This is a genomic window from Tabrizicola sp. (assembly GCF_041911175.1).
Lineage (GTDB): Bacteria > Pseudomonadota > Alphaproteobacteria > Rhodobacterales > Rhodobacteraceae > Tabrizicola.
Genome location: NZ_JAYRPN010000029.1, coordinates 23146 through 38568, shown reverse-complemented (window position 1 = coordinate 38568; position 15423 = coordinate 23146). Strand labels below are relative to the sequence as shown.

Annotated in this window: 15 protein-coding genes and 1 pseudogene; 5 read left to right on the top strand and 11 right to left on the bottom strand. The window is 68.6% G+C overall.

Annotation, left to right across the window (positions count from 1 at the left end):
* Positions 1 to 34 precede the first annotated feature (34 nt).
* The 3 genes from ACE3P6_RS03710 to ACE3P6_RS03700 form a co-directional block, all read right to left on the bottom strand.
* A complete protein-coding gene (locus tag ACE3P6_RS03710; RefSeq protein WP_294970280.1) occupies positions 35 to 361 on the bottom strand; it encodes a DUF6280 family protein in 327 nt (108 codons plus the stop codon).
* Positions 362 to 596: 235 nt separating this feature from the next.
* Positions 597 to 1355 (bottom strand): folate-binding protein YgfZ, encoded by a 759-nt coding sequence (locus ACE3P6_RS03705; protein WP_374391722.1) that lies wholly within the window; start codon positions 1353 to 1355, stop codon positions 597 to 599.
* A 33-nt stretch (positions 1356 to 1388) separates the two neighbouring features.
* The gene (locus ACE3P6_RS03700; RefSeq protein ID WP_374391720.1) at positions 1389 to 3158 is read right to left on the bottom strand and encodes an ABC transporter ATP-binding protein; all 1770 of its coding nucleotides are present in this window, start codon (positions 3156 to 3158) and stop codon (positions 1389 to 1391) included.
* Between the two features lie 104 nt (positions 3159 to 3262).
* On the opposite strand from ACE3P6_RS03700, the gene ACE3P6_RS03695 reads away from it, so the two are divergent.
* Together ACE3P6_RS03695 and ACE3P6_RS03690 are read left to right on the top strand one after the other, a co-directional pair.
* Positions 3263 to 4465, top strand: a complete 1203-nt coding sequence (locus tag ACE3P6_RS03695; RefSeq protein WP_374391718.1) for an alanine--glyoxylate aminotransferase family protein — start codon at positions 3263 to 3265, stop codon at positions 4463 to 4465.
* The gene (locus ACE3P6_RS03690) at positions 4462 to 5172 is read left to right on the top strand and encodes an MBL fold metallo-hydrolase (protein ID WP_374391716.1); all 711 of its coding nucleotides are present in this window, start codon (positions 4462 to 4464) and stop codon (positions 5170 to 5172) included. Before ACE3P6_RS03695 ends, ACE3P6_RS03690 begins: the two co-directional genes overlap by 4 nt.
* A 3-nt stretch (positions 5173 to 5175) precedes the next feature.
* Here ACE3P6_RS03690 and ACE3P6_RS03685 read toward each other — a convergent pair whose 3' ends face one another.
* Positions 5176 to 5529 carry a DUF305 domain-containing protein gene (locus tag ACE3P6_RS03685; protein ID WP_374375772.1) on the bottom strand — a complete coding sequence of 118 codons (354 nt, stop codon included), beginning with the start codon at positions 5527 to 5529 and terminating at the stop codon, positions 5176 to 5178.
* A 218-nt stretch (positions 5530 to 5747) separates the two neighbouring features.
* Between ACE3P6_RS03685 and ACE3P6_RS03680 the strand changes: the two genes are divergently transcribed.
* Positions 5748 to 6536, top strand: a complete 789-nt coding sequence (locus ACE3P6_RS03680) for a gamma-glutamyl-gamma-aminobutyrate hydrolase family protein (RefSeq protein WP_374391714.1) — start codon at positions 5748 to 5750, stop codon at positions 6534 to 6536.
* Between the two features lie 4 nt (positions 6537 to 6540).
* On the opposite strand, the pseudogene ACE3P6_RS03675 reads toward ACE3P6_RS03680, so the two are convergent.
* From ACE3P6_RS03675 to ACE3P6_RS03660, 4 genes and pseudogenes are all read right to left on the bottom strand, one after another.
* Positions 6541 to 7329, bottom strand: a pseudogene (locus ACE3P6_RS03675) (transporter associated domain-containing protein); the annotation flags it as partial.
* A gap of 91 nt (positions 7330 to 7420) precedes the next feature.
* Positions 7421 to 8359: a site-specific tyrosine recombinase XerD gene (locus ACE3P6_RS03670; protein WP_374391712.1), complete on the bottom strand. Its 939-nt coding sequence runs from the start codon at positions 8357 to 8359 to the stop codon at positions 7421 to 7423.
* A 4-nt stretch (positions 8360 to 8363) separates the two neighbouring features.
* Positions 8364 to 9932, bottom strand: coding sequence for a hypothetical protein (locus tag ACE3P6_RS03665; RefSeq protein ID WP_374391710.1), 1569 nt, complete (start codon positions 9930 to 9932; stop codon positions 8364 to 8366).
* On the bottom strand, positions 9922 to 10056 hold the full coding sequence (locus tag ACE3P6_RS03660) for a hypothetical protein (protein WP_374375782.1): 135 nt from the start codon (positions 10054 to 10056) through the stop codon (positions 9922 to 9924). The genes ACE3P6_RS03665 and ACE3P6_RS03660 overlap by 11 nt, the downstream gene beginning before the upstream one ends.
* 134 nt (positions 10057 to 10190) lie before the next feature.
* Here ACE3P6_RS03660 and ACE3P6_RS03655 point away from each other — a divergent pair, with 134 nt between their 5' ends.
* Together ACE3P6_RS03655 and aroB are read left to right on the top strand one after the other, a co-directional pair.
* Positions 10191 to 10790, top strand: a complete 600-nt coding sequence (locus ACE3P6_RS03655; protein WP_374391708.1) for a shikimate kinase — start codon at positions 10191 to 10193, stop codon at positions 10788 to 10790.
* Between the two features lie 2 nt (positions 10791 to 10792).
* A complete protein-coding gene (aroB, locus tag ACE3P6_RS03650; protein WP_374391706.1) occupies positions 10793 to 11899 on the top strand; it encodes a 3-dehydroquinate synthase in 1107 nt (368 codons plus the stop codon).
* On the opposite strand, the gene ACE3P6_RS03645 is transcribed toward aroB, so the two are convergent.
* The 3 genes from ACE3P6_RS03645 to ACE3P6_RS03635 all read right to left on the bottom strand — a co-directional run bounded on the left by ACE3P6_RS03645 (position 11896) and on the right by ACE3P6_RS03635 (position 15310).
* Complete coding sequence (locus ACE3P6_RS03645) at positions 11896 to 12366, bottom strand: hypothetical protein (RefSeq protein WP_374375791.1); 471 nt, start codon at positions 12364 to 12366, stop codon at positions 11896 to 11898. The two genes, aroB and ACE3P6_RS03645, sit on opposite strands and share 4 nt — an antisense overlap.
* A 179-nt stretch (positions 12367 to 12545) precedes the next feature.
* On the bottom strand, positions 12546 to 14225 hold the full coding sequence (locus tag ACE3P6_RS03640; protein WP_374391704.1) for a peroxidase family protein: 1680 nt from the start codon (positions 14223 to 14225) through the stop codon (positions 12546 to 12548).
* A gap of 20 nt (positions 14226 to 14245) precedes the next feature.
* Entirely contained in the window at positions 14246 to 15310 is a 1065-nt protein-coding gene (locus tag ACE3P6_RS03635) for a YcaO-like family protein (protein ID WP_374391702.1), read from the bottom strand.
* Positions 15311 to 15423: the final 113 nt, after the last annotated feature.

Below are 15423 nucleotides of genomic sequence, written 5' to 3'. Positions count from 1 at the left end.
GGGGCGCGCAATCGGCTTTGCCTGTGGCTTCGGCTCAGGCGGCTTCGGCCTGTTCCAGCTCCAGCGCGTGACGGCGTTCCGATTCCTCGCGCGACAGCGCGACCGAAGTGCGCACGCCCTTGGCGACGAATTCCATCAGTCCCTTGACCACGCGCTCGTTCGGGTCGATCCCGGCGCAGGACAGAACCTCGCGCCCGTCGCGCGACCGCGCCCAGCGGGCGATCTGGTCGGGGCCGTTGCCGTATTTCTTGTCGTCGGCAATGGCGTCATCCAGAGCCGCAAGCACGACGGCCGCGAACAGCTTGCGCGCGCGCTGGCCCTGCTCGAAGTTGAAGGCGGTGCTGTCGATGGTATCGAGCATCGGCTTTTCCTTTTTTCTTGCTCTTGTAATTCCTCAGCGTCCGAGGGTTGTAACGATTTGATCATGATTCGGGGGCTACCCGTTTGGAATGACTGCTATGCACCAACTGCATGGCTTTTGCGTCATCTGTCATCATCTAGTCGGTCCAACCCCGGACCAGTCCCGATATTTAGGGGGCTGGGGGGAAATTGCAACGTTTGGTTAGGATATTCTTGCCGTAGCGAGGGCAGCCCGGTCAATCCGCCCAAAGACGGGCTTGACTTGCCCGCAATTCCCCTTGCGCACGGTCATGGCGCAGATAGGCAATCGCGAAGCCGCCGCTCTGGGTGAAAAGCGTGCCTGCGGGTTTGCCGTCTGTGCCAAGGATGTCACTCCCCACCGGGGCCGTGCCCTCGATCCTCACCCGCACCAGACCCTTGCGCAGCTCGGTCTTGTGCTTCATCCGGGCGGTGACTTCCTGCCCGACATAGCAGCCCTTGCGGAAGTCGACCCCATGCAGCCGCTCGAACCCGGCTTCCAGGATGTAGCTGTCGTCCGGGACCAGTTCGATCCCGCTTTCGGGAATCAGGTTCGCCACCCGGATCGCATCCCAGTCGACCGCCGGAACGGCCATCGGCTCGCAGGAATAGAGCCGCCAGCCAAGCGCCGGATGGCGGGGATCGGGCAGGGCACCCGCAGGCCTCTCGCCAAGGCCCCGCGTTACCGTCAGGTCCGACGGCGCGATCTGCACATCCGCCCGCAGGCGATACATCGTCAGCCGCCGCAGCGTGTCGGCGGCCAGGGGCGAGGCGACATCGACCAGAAGCTCGTCCCCCGCCCGGCGCACCACGAAGAAATCCGCCAGATACTTGCCCTGCGGCGTGAGGAGCGCGGTCCAGACGATCCCCGGCCCGCCCTCCAGCACCCGCAGGTCGTTGCTGACAAGGCCTTGCAGGAACGTCAGGGCGTCCTTGCCGGTCAGGCTCCAGATCGTGCGGTCGTGCGTCATGCGCATGATCCTAGGGGCAGGGCGCGGCGGGCGGAAGCCTCAGTCACGCAGTTGTGCCTCTTGCAGCTGCGCGTAAAGCCCCTTCAGCGCCATCAGGCTGTCATGGGTGCCTTCCTCGACCAGACGGCCATGATCCAGCACGATGATCTTGTCCGCCCCTTTCACGGTCGACAGCCGGTGCGCGATGACCAGCGTCGTGCGGCCAGCCTCGGCGCGCGCAAGGGCGGCGGACACCGCGGCCTCGGTCCGGGTGTCCAGCGCCGAGGTGGCCTCGTCCAGAAGCAGCACCGGCGCATCCGCCAGGAGAGCCCGGGCGATGGCCACCCGCTGCCGCTGCCCGCCCGACAGCGCCGAGCCGCGCGCGCCAACCGGCGTCTCAAGACCCAGCGGCAGCGCGGCGGTAAAGCTTGTCACCTCGGCATCCGCCAGCACCTGCGCCAGCCGGGTCGGGTCGCGGTCGGTGCGGCCAAGCAGCAGGTTCTCGCGCAGCGTCTCGTCGAAGAGCGCCGCATCCTGCGAGACGGACGCCAGCAACCCGCGCTGGTCGGCCAGGCTCAACTCTTGCACATCGGCCCCTCCGATCAGGATGCGGCCTGCCTGCGGCTCGATCAGCGCCGCGATCAGCTGGAAGACGGTCGACTTGCCCGCGCCGGACGACCCCACCAGCGCAGTGACCTTGCCCGCCTCGGCGGTGAAGCTCAGGTCCTGCAACACCGGGCGGTCGGGATAGGCGAAGCTGACCTGTTCGAAACGGATTTCCGGGGCGCCAGGGGCAGGAACGGCACGGCTTTCTGCCGGTCTCTGCCCCGAGGGCCGGGTGTCAAGCAGGGTGAAGATGCGTTCCAGACTTGCTTCGGCCACCTGCCACTGGCCCGCCAGGTCGCTCAGCCGCCGGATCGGCTGGAAGGTCAGCGCCATCGCGGTGAAGAAGGACATGAATTCGCCCGTCGTGCGTTCGCCCGCCACCACTTCGCGACCGCCCAGCATCAGCACGGCGAAGAAGCCGATCCCGGTGATCACATCGACCAGCGCGGGCATCGCCGCCCGGCCAAGCGCCGTCTTCACCTCGGCGCGCAGAATAGTGTTGACGATCCGCTGGAAGCGAGAGGTCTGGTAGTCCTCCATCCGGTTCAGCTTGACCGCCTGGATGCCGTGGAAGATCTCGTCCAGCCGCGTCGCCCGCAGGCCGGACTGCTCGCGGGTCAGCGTGGCCTTGCGCCGCAGATAACGCCGCAGCACCAGCGCGGGCAGCAGCAGGAGCGGCGCTCCGACCAGCGCGGCGGCGGTCCAGCCCGGGTCGATGCTCAGCGCGACGACGAAGAGCCCGACGAGCGAGATCAGATCGCGCCCGATCCCCCCGATCACCAGCGTCGAGGCGCCCTGCGCGGCGATGGTGTCGCCCTGCACCCGCTCGATCAGCTTGCCGGGCGAGTTTTCGACGAAGAACCCCGCGTCCAGCGTCAGGAGGTGGCGCACCAGGTCGACCTGCATCGTCCCGGCGGCGTGCTGGTTGACCCATCCCAGCAGCCAGCGCCCGATGATCGAGGTGATGGCGCGGACGATGAACAGCGCCAGGATCGCCGCACCAACCCAGGCCAGCGCATGGCTGCCACCCTTGGCGAAGACCAGGTCGAACAGCGGCTCCAGCATGTAGGACAGAAGGCCAAGGGTCGACCCCTCGATCATCATCACCAGGAAAGCGACCAGCATGACCGGCAGATACGGCCGCAGGTAGCTGCGCCAGAAGCGGCCGAACAGCTCGCGGGAGGTATAGGCGCGGGCAGGGGGCAAGGGGCGGGCCTTCGTCATGGTGCAACCGGGGTTTAGCGGGAAAGCCGGGCCGCCTCAAGCCGGGCCGCATTGACGCTGGGCGCGGGCCAGCCTAGCCATGTGTCCAAGCGAAGGAGAGACGCATGAGCCTTGCCAACGGTCGCCCCTACCTGGCCATCCCCGGCCCCTCGGTGATCCCCGACCGCGTGCTGCGCGCGATGCACAAGGGCTCGCCCAACATCTACGAAGGCCCGCTGATCGAGATGGTGGCATCGCTTTTCCCCGACCTGCGCAGCCTGGCGGGGACGACGGGCCATGTCGCGATCTACATCGGCAACGGCCATGCGGGCTGGGAGGCGGCGAACGCCAACCTGTTCTCGAAGGGCGACAAGGCGCTGGTGCTGGCGGTGGGGCAGTTCGGCCTCAGCTGGGCCAATTCGGCGCGCGCGATGGGGATCGAGGTCGAGGTGCTGGACTTCGGCAAATCCTCGCCTGCGGACATGGGGCAGGTCGAGGCGGCGCTTCGGGCCGACACCCGGCACCAGATCAAGGCGGTCCTGACCACGCATGTCGACACCGCCAGCACGATCAAGACCGACATCCCGGCCTTGCGCGCGGCCATCGACGCGGCGGGCCATCCCGCGCTGCTGGCGGTGGACTGCATCGCCTCGCTTGGCTGCGACGAATTCCGCATGGACGACTGGGGCGTCGACGTGATGGTCGGCGCCTGCCAGAAAGGCCTGATGACGCCCCCCGGCATGGCCTTCATCTGGTTCTCGGAAGCCGCCCGCCTGCGCTGCGGCAAGTCGGACCTTGCAACCCCCTACTGGGCCTGGGGCCCCCGCGCCGAGGCGGAGGAGTTCTGGCAGATCTGGGACGGCACCGCGCCCACGGCGCATCTCTACGGCCTGCGCGAGGCGCTGGACATGATCCGGGAAGAGGGCCTGCCGCAGGTCTGGAAGCGCCACCACACGCTGGCCAGCACGGTCTGGGCCGCCTTCGACGCCTGGTCCGCGGGCAACCCGGCCATCGGGATGAACGTGGCCGACCCGCGCCATCGCGGCTGGTCGGTCACCGCCGCCCGCTTCGGCGCCCCCCATGCCACCCGGCTGCGGGACTGGTGCGAGACGAAGGCGGGCGTGACCCTCGGCATCGGCCTCGGCATGGCGCCCTCGACCGATCCGGCCTACCACGGCTTCCTGCGCGTCGCGCACATGGGCCATGTCAACGCCCATATGACGCTGGGCGCGCTGGCGGTGATGGAGGCGGGAATGACCGCCCTTGGCATCCCGCATGGGGAAGGCGCGCTGGCGGCAGCGGCGCAGGTGGTGGCGAAAGGGGCGTGACCGGCTGGTTCCACACCCGCGCGCTGGACCCCGGGGTCTTCGTGACGCTGGAACCGGCGGTCGACCCGATGTTCCGCGCCAGCATGGTGACCGTGCTTGGCCGCGACCGCGACCTGCAGTTCGACTTCGGCTGCGGCCTCCTCCCCCTCCGCCCCGCGCTACCGCTCGGGGCCAAACCCGTCGTCGCGGTGGCAAGCCACGCCCATGTCGACCATATCGGCGGCTTCCACGGCTTTGCCGAACGCTTCGGCCATGCCTCCGAAGCCGCCGGATTCGCCGGTCAGCCGGGGGTCGAGACCTTTGCCGATGAATTCCGCGGCTGGCCCGATGTCGTGACCACGCTGCCCGCGCCGGGCTGGGGCATCGCCGACTGGACCCTCCGCCCCGCGCCCCTGACCGGAACGCTGGCGGACGGCGACCGGATCGACCTCGGCGACCGGCAGTTCACCGTCCTGCACCTGCCCGGCCATTCGCCGGGCGGCATCGGGCTTCTGGACGAAGCCGACGGCCTCTTCCTCACCGGCGATGCGATCTACGACGACGAGATCCTCGACGACCTGCCGGGCGCGTCGATCCCGGACTACCTGCGCACGATGGACCGGCTGCGGAGCATCGACTTCCGCCTGGCCATCGGCGGGCACGGGCCGGAAATGTCCCGCCCGCGCCTGATCACGATCGCCGAGGACTACCTGCGGCGGCGGGGCTGATCCTCAGCCGCCGTTCTTCGCCAGCCAGTCCTGCATCCATTTGATCTCACTTTCCTGCGCCGCGATGATCCCCTCGGCCAGCTTGCGGACCTCGGGGTCGGTGCCATGTTCCAGCACGATCTTCGCCATCTCGACCGCGCCCTGATGGTGCGGGATCATGCCCTTGATGAAATCGACATCGGCGTTGCCGGTGTATTCCATCATCATGTTCTCGTGCATCCGGTCGTTGGCTTCCATGAAGGCCATCGAGGAAGGGCCCATGTCGCCCATCATGTGGCCCTCATGGCCCGTCGTCTCTTGCGCGAAGAGGGGCAGGGGGGCGACCAGCGCGACGGCAAGGGTCAGGGTCTTCAGCATCTTGGTTCTCCATCTGATGTGCGCGCCCTTCCTGCCGACCTTCCACCGTGGGAAGGAAACTCATTTCCGCGTGAGCGGATGCCCGTCACCCCGCCGATTGTCCCGCAGATGTGCACGACCGAAGCCGATCTGTGCGCGCCGGGGCGGCGTCAGGGCCTTTTCGGGGTCACATTCGGGGCGTATGGTCGCAGCAGAGTGACAGCAGGGGTGCGGTCAAGGTGGTCAAGTGCAAGCGGCCGGTCGTCGGCATCATCGGCAACAGCTATCTGATGAACAACAGTTATCCCGCCCATTCCAGCGGGACGATGAACACCGCCGCCGTGGCCGAGGTCGCGGGTGCGGTGCCGCTGATCATCCCCTCCGACCCGCGCTATGTCGGGGTCGAGGAACTCCTTGACCTCTGCGACGGGTTTCTCCTGACCGGGGGCCGCCCCAACGTCCACCCCAGCGAATACGGCGAGGAGGAAACCCCCGCCCACGGCGCCTTCGACCGCAGCCGTGACGCGATCACCCTGCCCCTGATCCGCGCCTGCGTCGACCGGGGCCAGCCCTTCCTCGGCATCTGCCGCGGCTTTCAGGAGGTGAACGTGGCCCTCGGCGGCACGCTCTACCCCGAAATCCGCGACCTGCCGGGCCGGATGAACCACCGGATGCCGCCCGACGGCACGCTGGAAGAATGCTTCGCGCTCCGCCACAGCGTCACCTTCACCGAAGGCGGGGTGTTCCACAAACTGATGGGCGCGCGCGAGGTGATGACCAACACGCTGCATGGCCAGGGCATCGCCCGGGCCGGCTGCCGGGTCGTGATCGACGGGCTGGCCCCGGACGGCACGCCCGAGGCGATCTATGTCAAGGACGCGCCGGGCTTTACCCTGTCGGTGCAGTGGCACCCGGAATGGAACGCGGGCAACGATCCCGTCTCGCGCCCGCTGTTCCAGGCCTTCGGCGCGGCGCTGGCCGACTGGGCGTCGGGCGCCCGCCCGGCTGCGATGGCGCGGTCGGCCTGACCCGTCACAGCGGGCGCAGCTTCAGCCGGGTGATCCGGTTTTCCCGCTTGCCGACGACCTCGAAGCGGAAGCCGTGGAAGCTGAAGACCTGGCCCTCGTTTGGAATCATTTGCGCCTCGTGGATCACCAGGCCTGCAAGGGTGTTCGCCTCGTCGTCCGGCAGGTGCCAGTCCTGTGCCCGGTTCAGGTCGCGGATCGTCATCGCCCCGTCGATCAGCCAGGACCCGTCCTCCAGCGGCGTCAGCCCCTCGTCCTTCCTCACCACGTCGAACTCGTCGGTGATGTCGCCGACGATCTCTTCCAGGATGTCCTCCAGCGTGATCAGCCCCTGCAACGCGCCATACTCGTCGACGACCAGCGCGAAATGGGTGCGCCGCGCCAGAAAGGCGCGCATCTGTTCGTCCAGCGTCGTGGTCTCGGGGATGAAATAGGGCTTCATCGCCACCTTCACGATGTCCAGTGCCGCGATCCCCTGCGCCTCCTCGCCCCGGACCAGCCGGTCCACCTCGCGCAACAGGTCCTTCGCGTGCACCACGCCCAGGATAGTGTCGTCGCTGTCGCGGAAGATCGGCAGCCGCGTGTAGGGCGAGGCAAGGACGCGGCTGATGATCTCTCCCGGGGGCAGGTCGGCGTCGATCATCTCGATCTGGCGGCGGTGGCGCATGATCTCGTCCACCGTGCGGTGCGACAGGTCCAGGGCACCGAGCAGCCGGTCGCGGGCGTCCTTCTCCATCGCGCCGCCGGAATGGCCGATGGCGATGGCCCCGGCGATGTCGTCGCGCAGGGCCTCCATCGCGCTTTCATGGCTTGTCGACCGGAAGAAGCGCAGCAGTCGGCGGAGCGGGTTGGAAGTCTGAGGAACGGAGGGATCGCTTGCCATCGGCTCAGCCCTTCCGCGCCAGCGGGTGTCTGGTCAGCACCAGGTCCTTCAGATGGTCGTCGAGGACATGGGTGTAGATCTCGGTCGTCGCCAGATCGGCATGGCCCAGCAAAGTCTGGATCACCCGCAGGTCCGCCCCATGCGCCAAGAGATGCGTCGCGAAGGCGTGGCGCAGCACATGCGGCGTCACGCTGGCAGGGGAAATCCCCGCCAGCACCGCCACGTCCTTGACGAGCGTGTGGAAATACTGCCGGGTCAGATGACCGTCGCGCCCATCACCCGGAAACAGATGGCGCGACAGCGCACGACCCGCCTTGCGCCCCGCCTCCTCCTCGGCATCGCGATGCTTGAGCCAACCCGCCACCGCCGCGCGGGCAGGGGTGGACAGCGGCACCATCCGCTCCTTGGCTCCCTTGCCCTTGACCAGGATCATCCGCGGATCGCCCCGCACGGCAGCGACCGGCAGGCCGACCAGCTCGCTGACCCGAAGGCCGGTCGCGTAAAGCAGCTCGAACAGCGCCGTATCCCGCAGCCGATCCGCCGGATTGCGCGCACGGGTTCGCGCCGCCTCCATCAGCCGCGTCACCTCGGCTTCGCTCAGCGTCTTCGGCAGGCTCTTCGACCGCCCTGGCCCGGTCAGCCGCAGGGCGGGGTTGTCCTTGCGCCAGCCTTCCTCGAAGGCGAAACGGTAAAGCTGCCGGATCGAGGACAGCCGCCGCGCCCGGGTGGCCTTGGACAGGCCCTGTGCGTCGCAATGGACCAGATAGTCCTCCACCGCCTCCCGCCCCGCATCCACGAACCCCAGGCCCCGCCGCGCCAGCCAGTCGGCGAAGTCCAGAAGGTCACGGCCATAGGCCAGCTGCGTATTCCGCGCCGCGCCCAACTCCGCCGCCCGCGCGTCGAGGAAGGTCGAAATCCACCGGCTCGCCTTTGGCTCGGGCATGGTTCTAGCCCCGCCGTTCCAGGATCATCAGCTCCAGCGCCGTGCGCCGCGCGACGCTTTCCAGCCCCACCAGCCGCAGCAATGACAGGCCCTCGGTCACCCCGCGCAGGTCGCCCTGCACCCCGCGCCCGATGTTGTCGATGGCCACGATGATCGCCTCGCCCTTGCGGTTGCCGTCCAGCAAAGCCTTCGCCTCGGTCGAGGGCGTGGGTTCGCGGAAGGCCGCCGCGATCGCCCGGCCCAGGCTGTCGGGCGGCAGGACCAGGCTCGGGTCCCCCGCCGCCAGCGCCAGCAGGAAGGCCTCTTCTGCCGTGGCGGGCTTCCGCTTCCTGGCCACGGTTTCCGCGTAGGGCGACAACAGCCCCACCCGCAGCGCGATGTCGCCCGCCTCGCCGGTCAGCGCCATCTCCTGCAACGGCTTGCCGAAGAGCGTGGCGAAGGGCACCTCCAGCTCCGCCTCCTGCATCTTCGCCCAGGCCTCGGGCAGCGTCGCCGCCACCCGCGCTGCGTCACCCGACGAGATCGCCGCCTCGAAGGCCTGGAACGCCGCCACCCGGTCCCAGACTCCGCCGGATGCCGCCGGGTCGCGCTCGGTGTACAGCCCGAGGATCACGTTCGGCGGGATCGTCCCCGCCCGCGTCAGCCGTTCTGCCGCCTCGACCTGCGCCTTCCAGCCGGCACGGGGGCCAAGCTCGGCATAGGAAAAGGCGATGGGCAGCCCCTCGGTCGGCAAGGGCTCGCCGATGGCGGCATACATCATCCAGTCCAGCGGCGTGACCGGGTCGGGCGCCTTCGGCACCGGGTCGCCCTCGTAGAGATCGGGGTCGAGGAAGCGCGACAGCAGCGCCTCCTGATCCGCCGTGATCTGGTTCAAGGCCTTCGAGGTGCGGATCGTCAGCGCCGCCGTATCCCAGTCACCCGACCGCGCCAGGCAGAAGATGCGCGCGGGCAGGGTGGGCGCCAGATGCGGCTCCTCCGCCATGAACTGACAGGCCCGATCCTCCGCCCCGGTCAAGAGCGCCACGTCGAAGGCCCGGCGGAACAGCTCGGGCGAGGGCGTCCCGGCCGCCTGGATCAGCGCCGCCGCCTGCTCCAGCGCGCCAAGCGCCAGAAGCTTGTCGATCCTGACCTGCAACAGCTCACCCTTGCCATCGGCATCGACCGGGGCCGCCACTTCGGCCAGCAGCAGCGTCAGGAACAATTGCCGCAAGGCGGGCAGGTCGTCATCCGGGTGCGAAACCAGCCGTTCCGCGATCTCATGCGTCAGCCCCACGCCCCACAGGTCATGCGGCAGGCCCGAGACCTTCGGCGCGATCAACCCCACGCCGTCCGGCGACGGCCCGTCCAGCGCCGAGGTGGTGACCGTCGCGGGCAGCGCCCCTCCGGCCTTGGTCACCGGCGGCTCGTCGATCACGGGTGCCGGTGCCGAGGTTCCTGCAGCAACCGGGGTCGCGACGGATTCCGACAGCCAGTCGATCGCCGACAGTGGCCCGCCAGAGGATTTCCCCTCTTGCGCGGCGAGCGGCCCGGCAAGGCAGAGCAGGGAAAGAAGCCCGACCGCACTAGTCCGCATTCAACACCACGGGCTTCGTCACTTCACTCTGTTGCGGCTCCAGGTTTCCAAGATAGGCATAGCCCGTCAAGGCGATGAAGCCCAAAATCACCAGCACCACCAAAGCCTTGATGATCCGACCCATCCGAATGCCCTTCCTCGGTCTTGTCCCGGTCGGCTTGGTCCGACCGGCTTTCTTGCTGCGCCTGTCCGCCCCTCGGGGCGGCCACCGCAGGTTGCGTTGCGAATGTATATAGCATTCGGGGAAAGTTCACGCCATTGAGAGGGAAGGAATTCGCTTCGGCAAGTCCTTGCCCGAAGGTCACGAAACGGAGAGCGATGTCCAGACTGGCGAAGACGGTCGTCCTCGTGGGGATGATGGGGGCTGGCAAGACGGCCGTCGGCACCGCCCTTGCCCGCCAGCTGGGGGTGGAGTTCAAGGATTCCGACGAGGAAATCGTCCGTGCCGCCAACCGCACCATCGCCGAAATCTTCGAACGCGACGGCGAGCCTTTCTTCCGCGCCCGCGAGACCGAGGTGATCGGCCGTCTCCTGCGCGGCACGCCTTGCGTCCTGTCCACCGGCGGCGGGGCGTTCCTGGCCGAGACGAACCGCAGCCTGATCCATGATGTCGGTGTCTCGGTCTGGCTGAAAGCCGACCTCGATCTTCTCTGGCAGCGCGTCCGCCACAAGACGACGCGGCCACTTCTGCGCACCGCCAACCCGCGCGAGACCCTGCGCGAGCTTTACGAGCGTCGACACCCGCTTTATGCGCAGGCCGATATCGTGGTGGAAAGCGCCGCCGAACGCTCGGTCGAGGAAATGGCCAGCCGGGTGGTCGAGGCGCTGAAACATCGACCGGATGTGCTGGAGGTCTGATCTTGAACAGAGTTGCGGTTGACCTGGGCGCACGCTCTTACGAGGTGCGGATCGGCCAGGGCCTTCTGGCGCGCGCCGGGGCCGAGATCGCGCCGCTTCTGCGCCGCAAGCGCGTGGCGGTGGTGACGGACGAAACCGTCGCCGACCGGCATCTGGCGGCCCTGACCGCAGCGCTGGACGCCGAGGGGATCGCCTCCACTTCGCTGGCGCTTCCGGCGGGAGAGGGGACGAAGAACTGGCAGAACCTCGCCCGTGCGACCGAATGGCTTTTGGAGCAAAAGGTCGAGCGCAAGGATGTGGTCCTCGCCTTGGGCGGCGGGGTGATCGGTGATCTGGTGGGCTTTTCGGCGGCCATCCTGCGCCGGGGCGTGCGCTTCGTGCAACTGCCGACCACGCTGCTGGCGCAGGTCGACAGCTCGGTCGGCGGCAAGACCGGGATCAACACTGCACAGGGCAAGAACCTTGTCGGTGCCTTCCACCAGCCGAGTCTGGTGCTGGCCGACATCGACGTGCTCTCCACATTGCCCGAACGCGACTTCCTGTCCGGCTACGGCGAGGTGGTGAAATATGGCCTCCTCGGCGACGCCGATTTCTTCGACTGGCTGGAAGCCGAGGGTCCGGCGATCCGCGCAGGCGATGCGGTCGCCCGTCTGCGCGCCGTGACCCGTTCGGTCGAGATGAAGGCCGGGATCGTCTCCCGCGACGAGACGGAAGAGGGCGAGCGTGCGCTTCTGAACCTCGGCCACACCTTCTGCCATGCGCTGGAAAAGGCCACCGGCTATTCCGACCGCCTGCTGCACGGCGAAGGCGTCGCCATCGGCTGTGCGCTGGCCTTTGAACTCTCCTCGCGCCTTGGTCTGTGCAGCCAGGAAGACCCCAGCCGCGTTCGCGCGCATCTGAAGGCGATGGGGATGAAGACCGATATCCGCGACATTCCGGGCGATCTGCCGGGGTCCGACGCCCTGATCGCCCTGATGGGTCAGGACAAGAAGGTGGTGGACGGGAAGCTCCGCTTCATCCTCGCGCGCGGGATCGGCCAGGCCTTCGTTGCCGACGACGTTCCGGGCGACAAGGTCCGCGCCGTGCTGGACGACGCGCTGCGGGCCTAGAACAGAAGCTTGTAGACGTTGCCGTTGGTGTCGGACGCCTGGCCCGTGCCGCTGGCCGTCCCGGAGCCGATGACGAAAGTGCCCTGCACCCGCGTGCCGTCGCCGCAGACGGCATAGATCTCGCCGTTGTTCACGCCCGCGACCGTCTCGGTCTCCTTGCCAAGTTCGCCGCCGGTCTTGCGCCAGGTCAGCGCCAGGCCCTTGGTGTTCGACACCGTGCGCGGCGTCAGCGAGGACCAGGTGCCGGTGCATTTGCCGTGCTCGGGCAGGCGGAAGCTCAGGTCGCCCGAAGTGCTGGTGGTGTTCTTCGCCGTCGCCTGGATCACCAGCGTCGGGTCCTTGTCAGCGATGGGGCCCTGCAGCGGGTACAGCTGCATCGGGCTGTTGCCGCTGGCGCAGGCCGCCAGGGCCAGCGTGGCAGCCAGCACGGCGAAGCGGGGCAGGACAAAGGGCGTTTCGGCGGTCATGGCGGGTCTTCTTTGCTGGAACAAAGGAACGGAAAGCGGCGGGCTCTCGCCTGCGAAACGGCACTGTCCGCATCGCGGGCGTCTATGAATCGAATCCGCCCGCCTGTCCAGAGGGCGCGGGCGGGGTGATGGAAAGCCTCACCCGAACACGCGGCATCGTGGCAGTTTTGCGCCGGACCTCAGCCGGGATCAGCCCCGGCGCTGTCGCGCACGGCAAAGAGCAACAGCTTGCGCAAGGTGGTCAGCCCGCGGCCTTCGCTCCCGCCCAGGATGCTGTCGCGCGGATGCCAGCCGCCCCCCTCGCGGTTGAGGAAGGAATCCGGGTTCAGCCGGACCAGGCCGGTGATCGTGTCGGCGATGATGTGGCTGGCCGTCGGACCAATCCGCTCGCCATTCTCGCGCACCCGCGACTCGCACAGGAAGTAGAGCCAGGCCGGAGTGTCGCGCAGGAACCCCAGTCCGGCGGCAGTGTCGCGCAGGCTCTTTCCGCCCGGCACGGTAACGGGCTGATCCGGCAGGGCCATGCCCACGTCCGCATCGGCCAGAGGAGCGACGCCGTATTGCTCCGAGAGGCGCTGGCCCAGCGGAATGCGCCGGTGAAACCCGCGCATCAGATTGCGGAACAGGATCGAGCCATGCACCGCCACGTTCGACTCGCCCACCAGGTTCAGCATGTCGCGCGCGAAGGTCAGGTCGATCCGCTCGGCACTGCCAAAGCCGCGCGGCGCGCCGTTGGCCCTTGGTGGCAGCAGGCGGGTCATCCGGGCCCAGTCGATGACCCAGTGATCGGGCAGCGCCAGCGTCTCGGGCGCATCGGACTGCATGTTGTTGCGGCTGGTGAAGGCGAACAGGTCCTCCAGCGTCGCCCCCGTCTCCGAAATACGCCCGTTCAGCCCGAAATTCGCGTTGAAATCATAGGCCGAGCCGACCATCGAATGCCCGAAACGAAAGGCGGCGGTGGTGAATTCCAGCGGCACGCGACGGGCGTTGGCCAGCCGCACCGGTCGCCGCGCCAAGGGGCCGGTCAGGACCGAGGGCGACAGCAGGCGCGGCAGGTAGTCATGCAGGATCAGCCAGTGATAGTGTCGGGTCACAAGGTCGCGCGCCCCGGCAAAGCAGCGCGCCGGGTCGGCGACCTGCGTCTCCAGCGCCGCGACCGCCTTGTTGTGCAAGAGCATCAGCGCCAGGTGCAACTGGCTCAGGATCAGGTTCTCGTCATTCCGCCGGTCGGCGACCAGGGCCTTGCCCGCACCGCGCGGCAGGTCTGGGGCGCCGGTGGCCCGGATCACCCGCGCGGGGTCCAGCATCAGATCGGTGAACACCCGATCCAGCTCGCGGCGGGTCCGCCCCAGCCGGAACCGCTTGCCGTCCGGCTCATACAGCGCCCGCACTTCGGGGTCGGCGCTGTCCGGCCCCCCGGCATAGAGGCTCGAAAGGGTCAGCGGGGCCTCGTGTTCGTTGGCCAGGTTCTCCAGGATGATCGCCGGGCTCGCGCGGCGGTTCCGGTCCAGCCCCGGCGGGTCGACCGTGCCGATGACGCCCGCCGCCGGAGTCCAGCCGCCCTGGGTGACGACATCGCCCACCGGGGCCGAGATGTCGTGGTTCATGAACTGGCCGAAATAGGTATAGGCGGCGGGCAGACGCATCTGCAGCACCGGCATTCCGCTCAACGGGATGCGCGAGGCGACCTCGAAGGCGCGCAGCCGGTCGCAGGTCTGCCGGGGGGTGGTCCCGGTCACGCAGCCGACCAGCGGGTCTTCCGCCAGCTGCGGGAACAGATAGCAGTAGTGCGACCGCGCCAGCGGCACCGGCGAGCGCCCGGTCCGGTCAAGCAGGTCATGCGTGCTGGTGATCGGCATCCTTGGTCCTTCGGGCGGGGTCAGTAGGGCTCGGGCAGGGCAGGGCCGGGGGCATCCGGGCAGAGCCGGGCAAAGCGCGGCGTCGCGATCCGCCCGCGCATGGCGCAGAGCCCCGGCACCAGCACGCGGACGCTGGGCAGCGGGTCCTCCGGCAGGGTCAGGTCCACGGCAAGCGCCCGGTGGCCAAGCGCATCCAGCCGCGCCAGGATCGCCTCCGCAGCCATCGGGCCGCCATGATCCCGCATCGTGGCATCGGCCCGGAACTGCGGCTGGATGCGGGTCGATCCGTGGCCGATCCAGCCCAGGGCCTCCGCCTCCCCGGCCTCGCGCGCCATGTCCAGGCTCACCTCGGTCTGCACCATCTCGGTCACCGCCGCCAGCGCCGCATCGGCAATCCGGGGTCGCGCTGCCGTTCCGGTGGCGATCATCCGGCCATCGGCATCGGCCGACACCGCTCCCACAACCGGCAGCCCGATGTCCGAGGTCAGGTCCAGGAGCATCGTCCGACGCGCCCGCTGGTGCAGCCACCAGTATAGCCGGGGCTGCGGTTCGTCGATCACCTCCAGCGGCAGCTTGGCCGCCGGGCGGCGCCCGTGCCACCACAGCGCCACCGCATCCCGCTCGACGCATTCCCACAGCGCCGCAGCCAGCGCGGCCTCGCGGTCGATGCCCGCTGCGCAGCCGGTGGAGTTGGCCTCGTGATGCAGGGGCTCGCCCAGGACGGCGGCGCAATCCAGATAGACCTCCTGCGCCGGAACCCGCACCTTTGCCCGGTCGAGCAGATCGGTCGCCTCCACCATCGCCAGCCCGTCCTGCCGGGGCAGAGACTCCAGCCCGTCCCGATGCCGCTGGGCCAGGCTTGCCCGCAGTTCCAGCGCCTCGGCCCCGGCGGACAGCAGCGCCTGTTGTGTCGTCAGTCCGCGCCCGGCAGGCAAGCGCGGCTTCAATCCTGTCACGCCCTCGTTGGTCGGCAGGGCGATGGCCAGGAACAGCGGTGCCTCGGGGACCTCAAGCGGCAGCAGCCGGAAGTCCTGCTCAAGCGCATGGCCAAGCCGCGCAATCGTTTCGGCGGGCGTGAGTTTCATGCTTGCATTGGAGGGCCGTTGCCGGAAACGATCAAGCCCGGAGTCCGTGGCGCGCCGGGGCATTTCACGTTGGCATCACGGGGGCGCCGAATAGTCGGTCGCGGGACAGGTGG